Here is a 4,466-nt window from a genome sequence, read left to right as displayed (position 1 = left end):
TATATATATATATATATAATGAAGGTAAATCTTGATAAAAAGTTTCAAGATTAAGAAAAGGAGAAAAACAAGTATGAAAAAATTACTTAGTTTATTAAGCGTATTAACAATTAGTGGAACTGCTGTTCCAACAACAATTGCCGCTAGTCCTTATCAAAAAGAAGAAACTATAAAAAATAGTAATATTAATTTACAAACAAATAATTTAGAAAATTTAAAAAGAAATAAAAGAGCATGATCATCATTTATTAATAATCTTGAGAATATTAATGAAGCTGAAAGAAAAAAAGAAAGAGATCGTTATATTAAAAATAATTATAAAAAAAATATAAATGAATTAGATATTAAAGAGTGGTTCGCGGGGGGCAAACAATTTTTCGCTTCTTTTACCCCTAATTTTTGGGAAGAAATTATTTGTTTATATGATAATAATAAAAATATTAAAATTGAAGACTTCGGTATTAAATTTAATAATATTTTTGATAAACAAGAAAATAATATTATTGATGACAGAATTCAAAATAATAAAAACTATAGTGACATCAATTTTATTGGTAGAGCAGTTTTTAAAAATTGGAATAAAATAAATGATACTTGACAAAAAAGCACAAAAAAACAACGAATAAGAATTAATGGAGAGCTAGAATCACATAATATTTTTTCAAGTTGAGATGCTAATGATAATTATAAAGTCTATTCAATAAATATAAGAGATGATGAAGAATATATTTCAAATAAATATTTAAAAATAACAGAAGATTTTAATTATGAATGAAATAATTGTGATTTAAGTGATTCAAATATTATTAATTTATATTTAACAGAAGATGATAGTAACTATTTTATATTAAATAAAATTAAAGAAATGTTTCCCAAAATAGATATTTTACAATTTGAAGTTACTGAAAAAACACTTTTTACTTTTTTAAGTAAAGAATTTTCAGCAAAAATTAAAGTTAAAGATAATAGTAATATCTATCCTGCGGGATTTCAAAAAAAAATAATTTTTATGTCTAAAAAATTTTTAGAAGAAGACTTGGCAAAAATACTTAGACAAGAAAATTTAATTCAAAATTGAAATTCAAATTTTAATGAATGAAAAAATGAAATTAATCGTCAAAAAATGCAAGATTTACCTAAATATGGTAATGATGAACGTGGTCAAGCTTTAAAAAGAACTTGAAAAGGAAATCATTTAAGTGAACTTAAAAATAAATTATTATCTTTAAATCATATTTTAGAAACAATTGATAATAAATTTAAAATAAATGAATTGTATAAAACTGTTCAAGGATTACAAAAAGATATTGATGATTTAAAACAACAAATTAGTCAATTAAATCAAAAAATAGATAATATAAAAACCGACTTAGAAGGTAATAAAAATTTAGAAACCTGTACTAAAACTGGGGCTCTTATTTCAGCTACTACAGGATGAATTCCTGTTGTTGGAACATTAGTTTCAGCAATTTCAGGAACAGTTTCAGCAATTTGTGATATAGCTAATACATAATAATAAATTAAAAAGGGAAATAATTAATAATTTATTTCCATTTTTAATTAAATTAAATAAACTTTATCAAAAATAGAAAGGAATTAAATATGAAAAAAATATTAAGTCTTTTAGGAACAATCACTTTATTTGGAACAAGTACAACAAGTTTAGTTGCTTGTAATAAAAAATATACAGAAAAAAATAGTGACTATAAAGAATGAAAATCAATAACTGTAAGACAAGATTTTTTTATTAAAGATTATGATAAAAAAACATATTTATTAATTTTCAATAATGTTTTAAGTCCTAACAATAGTTGAAAAGGGCGTATTATTGATAAAAATACATCAGATTTAAGTAAATTAATGCTAGAACCTGATTGAAAAGTTTATTTATGGTCAGATGAAACAAAAACACCATTTATACCCAATATAAATAGTACAAATAGTAAAATAATTGATAAATAAAAGTGCAATTAGCACTTTTTTAATTTGGTTTGATTATAATCTTAACTGTATTATTACTTTTATTAGTAAAATTTAATTTATCAACAACATTTGAAAAAGTTAAATTAACATTATGTCCTCAATTAGGATAACCCACAGCCCCCATAAACCTTGGTCATATAACTTTTGTAAATCTAATTTTTAATTTTACATCATTAGTATAATATGCTTGTAAATATACATTTTGAACATTATTAATGGGTTTTAAATTTGTACCTGATATTTGCATTAAAAATGATATTATTTGGTCTTTATATTTAGTTTTATATTGTGAAAAAGAAACAGGTCATAATTTATCTGCTTTACTTATAACAAATGTTTTAATTTCTGTTGAAATTTCATTTGTTTTAATAATTTTATTTTGAGGAAAATTAGCATTTGTTTCTTGCTCGCTTCCTGCATGGACAAAATTAAAATCAGATATTTTCCCAACACTAAGATTACATTGACCTCTTCCTACAAATAATTCTATATCACTATAACCGTAATTGGCTATTTTATTAGCCTTATTGATAATATAAAAATTATTAAGATTACTTATTTCAATTGTTTTATAAGCATCTTGGAATTTACTGATACTTTGAATAGTTGGGTCAATTTGTTTTAAATCAATTTCTACCTCATAATAACCTTTATATTCTGCTGTATTATCAAATAAATCAAGCCAACTACTTAATGTAGATTTACACTGAGGTTGTACTGTAAAATTAAAATTAATAGGCAATTTTGCATTAGCATCTCAGATATCTTTTGTATAAGGTTTATAATTATATGGTACTGGTGGTAAAACATATTGTGGGTAATTAAATGTTGGTATTTCATAATCATGGGGGAGTAAGAAACTAGTTTTATAATTAGTTGTCATATCGCGTAAATAATTATTTAATGTACTTTTTGTTTTACCACGAAAACTCCATACTGATAAGCGTAAATAATCTTCCTCATTATTTGTATATGGGCTATCAGCATAAAAGATAATTTCAAAATTACCTTTATATAATGCTTGTATTGAAAACATATCAATTATATAACTACAATTTGTACCATCTGGTGTTTGTAAAAATTCTAAATCATTATCTTTTTCACTATCACTAACTGGTGTTTGAGCGTCAATTGCTTTGGTTTGTTCATTAATTAAATAAACTTGATTGGTTTTTTCATTTAATTGTTTTAAATTATAAGTTGAATAAACTAATTCTTCTGTTGGTTTACCATTTTTATTTAAAACAGTACCTTTTAATTTATCAGTTAATAAAGTAGTAAAACCTAAACTAGTAGCATTTGCACCAAATATAGCACCAACTTTGTCGTTTCCTTGTTCTCTAAATATTTCAAATGGTAAATAACCTTTCCCTTTTGAGTTATCAGACCAAAAAGCATCATTATAAAAGCTATAAATATTAGCACTCATAAAACCATTAAGTCATTGAAAATTAGGTCAAGTTTTTTCATCTTGATTAATTACTCAACCTCAAGGAATACCAAATGAAATAAAGTTTAAGAATTTACCAACTCCGCCTGGGATAGTAAAAGGATTAAATACTAATTTTTGTGTATAGTTTAAAGGTAATACTGTAATTTGGCGATTAATAAAATTATTCATATTTAAAATATCTCAAACATTACAAGCACCCATTTTGTTATATTCAATTTGAACTTGTCCTACTGTATTACCAAATTCATCTTTTCTTCTAAAATATGATGACGCTTGCGTACTAATAATATTATTAACATCTTCATTATTTACTTTTACTTTATCAGGTGGAGTAATCATTCAATTTTTAGACCAATAAAATTTAGAATCATTATTTTCTTTATGAATAGTTGTTCCAACAGTCGGATTAGTTGCTGTTGAACTCGCTTTATCAGTTATAACAATACCTTCACTATTTTTTTGTTTTCAAAAGTCGTATCTACTTTCCATATCTTTTTTTCAATCTTCATAACCAGTTATCATTGTTGGTTGAATACCTTGAATGTTATATCAACTTACTTCGGGTGATGCATAAGTATTTACTTTGTCAGGTGGGCAAGGATACATGTTATACATTAATAAATCTCTTGAATTCATAACTTTTTTATTAAATTCACCTTTAATAATTGGTCGACCAATAACAGGCATATCAAAAAAGATAGGGTTACCATAAAATTTAACTGCCATTGCTCTAATACCTGGGTCTTTTAATAAAATATCATCTAATTCAATAATTGATGTATTTGTTTTTTCATTATAAGTTATTTTAGGAAAACAATAACCCTCACCTGGGGCACTTGTTTGAATAAATTGTCTTACTGCCAAACCACTATTACTAATTTTGTCATTAATACTTGAAAAGGTAATTTCTTGTCATAAAAAAATACCATCATAAGGTGAATAATAATTAATAACATTTGATGGATATAATCATTGTCTATCTTGGGGTGCAGAATTAATATCACCACCACCAATATTTAAACCACGATAA

Annotated in this window: 3 protein-coding genes; 2 read left to right on the top strand and 1 reads right to left on the bottom strand. The window is 24.0% G+C overall.

From position 1 onward, the window contains the following. The first annotated feature begins 73 nt into the window (after positions 1-73). Positions 74-1,513 carry a hypothetical protein gene (locus EHV01_RS03485; RefSeq protein ID WP_422065666.1) on the top strand — a complete coding sequence of 480 codons (1,440 nt, stop codon included), beginning with the start codon at positions 74-76 and terminating at the stop codon, positions 1,511-1,513. An 89-nt stretch (positions 1,514-1,602) separates the two neighbouring features. Then, positions 1,603-1,962, top strand: a complete 360-nt coding sequence (locus EHV01_RS03480) for a lipoprotein (protein WP_422065665.1) — start codon at positions 1,603-1,605, stop codon at positions 1,960-1,962. A 19-nt stretch (positions 1,963-1,981) separates the two neighbouring features. Here the strand turns inward: EHV01_RS03480 and EHV01_RS03475 are convergent. After that, positions 1,982-4,466 (bottom strand): hypothetical protein (locus tag EHV01_RS03475; protein ID WP_422066217.1); only part of this gene is annotated, 2,485 nt, incomplete at its 5' end.

Source organism: Spiroplasma sp. hy2, from assembly GCF_044714365.1.
Taxonomy (GTDB): Bacteria; Bacillota_I; Bacilli_A; order Mycoplasmatales; family Mycoplasmataceae; genus Spiroplasma; species Spiroplasma phoeniceum.
This window is presented reverse-complemented; position numbering and strand designations above follow the sequence as displayed.